The organism is Niveispirillum fermenti (genome assembly GCF_048066175.1).
In the GTDB taxonomy this organism is placed as follows: Bacteria; Pseudomonadota; Alphaproteobacteria; order Azospirillales; family Azospirillaceae; genus Niveispirillum; species Niveispirillum fermenti.
Map to the genome: position 1 here is coordinate 1 of NZ_JBLTXA010000089.1, position 1,528 is coordinate 1,528.

2 protein-coding genes are annotated in these 1,528 nt (G+C 66.8%); both read left to right on the plus strand.

The genetic code is table 11. The annotated features are described in order from the left end of the window. The coding region (locus tag ACM9LZ_RS25770) for an electron transfer flavoprotein subunit beta/FixA family protein (RefSeq protein WP_416622360.1) at positions 1-552 on the plus strand (552 nt) is incomplete at its 5' end. Positions 553-583: 31 nt separating this feature from the next. Further along, on the plus strand, positions 584-1,525 hold the full coding sequence (locus ACM9LZ_RS25775) for an electron transfer flavoprotein subunit alpha/FixB family protein (RefSeq protein WP_416622361.1): 942 nt from the start codon (positions 584-586) through the stop codon (positions 1,523-1,525). Positions 1,526-1,528 lie beyond the last annotated feature (3 nt).

The following is a 1,528-nucleotide window of genomic DNA, read 5'->3' on the forward strand; positions in this document are numbered from 1 at the left end:
GCGTCGCAGGAGACGATCCGGACGGCGCTTGCGATGGGTGGGGACCGTGGTGTGCTGGTGCAGGCCGACGGGGAGGTCCAGCCTCTTGCGGTTGCCAAGCTTCTGAAGGCGGTCGTTGAGAAGGAGAGCCCGGATCTGGTGATCCTGGGCAAGCAGGCGATCGACGATGACAGCAACCAGACGGGCCAGGCTCTGGCGGCCCTTCTGGGGTGGAGCCAGGGTACGTTCGCGTCGAAGGTTGAGCCGGGCGATGGCAGGATCGGCGTGACGCGGGAGATCGACGGCGGTCTTGAGACGGTCGATCTGACGCTGCCGGCGGTTGTGACGACGGACCTTCGCCTGAACGAGCCGCGCTATGCCTCGCTGCCGAACATCATGAAGGCGAAGAAGAAGCCGATCGAGACGCTGGCGCCGGATGCGCTGGGCGTTGACATTGCGCCGCGCCTGACGGTGCTGAAGGTGACGGAGCCGCCCAAGCGCAAGGGCGGGGTGAAGGTCGCCAGCGTCGACGAGCTTGTGGCCAGGCTGCGCGACGAAGCCCGGGTCATCTGATCCGCGATACCGTCTTCAAAGGATAAGCGACATGAGCATTCTGGTTGTTGCGGAGCCGTCGGACGGTTCCGTGAAGAAGCCGACCCTGACGGTTCTGGGTGCGGCGGCGAAGATCGGCGGTCAGACGGATGTGCTGGTGGCCGGATCGGGCGTGGGCGCGGCGGGCGCGGCGGCGGCTTCTGCTGCCGGCGTGACGAAGGCGCTGGTGGCGGATGCGGCGGAATATGCCCATCCGCTGGCGGAGAATTATGCGCCGCTGGTGGTGGCGGCGGTGAAGGCGGGCGGGTACGGCCATGTGCTGTTCCCGGCCACGACCTTTGGCAAGAACCTGGCGCCGCGTGTGGCGGCCTTGCTGGACGTGCAGCAGATCAGCGAGATCAGCGCCGTGGTGGATGGCGACACGTTCGAGCGGCCGATCTATGCCGGCAACGCGATCGCGACGGTGAAATCGTCGGACGCGATCAAGGTGGTGACGGTGCGCGGCACGGCGTTCGAGGCGGTGGCGGAGACGGGCGGTTCGGGCCATGTGGAGGCCCTGGCTGCCACGGGCGATGCCGGGCTGTCGCGCTTCGTGTCGGCGGAGCTGACCAAGTCTGAACGGCCGGAACTGACCAGCGCGCGGGTCATCGTATCGGGCGGGCGCGGCATGCAGTCGGGCGACAATTTCCCGCTGCTGGACGCGCTGGCCGACAAGCTGGGCGCCGCCGTCGGCGCCTCCCGCGCGGCGGTGGATGCCGGCTTCGTGCCCAACGATTATCAGGTCGGCCAGACCGGCAAAATCGTCGCACCGGAACTCTACATCGCCGTCGGCATCTCCGGCGCCATCCAGCACCTGGCCGGCATGAAGGACAGCAAGGTCATCGTCGCCATCAACAAGGACGAAGAGGCTCCCATGTTCCAGGTCGCCGACTATGGAATCGTCGGCGACCTCTTCAAGATCGTACCCGAACTCACCGAGAAAATCGCAGGCTGAGGG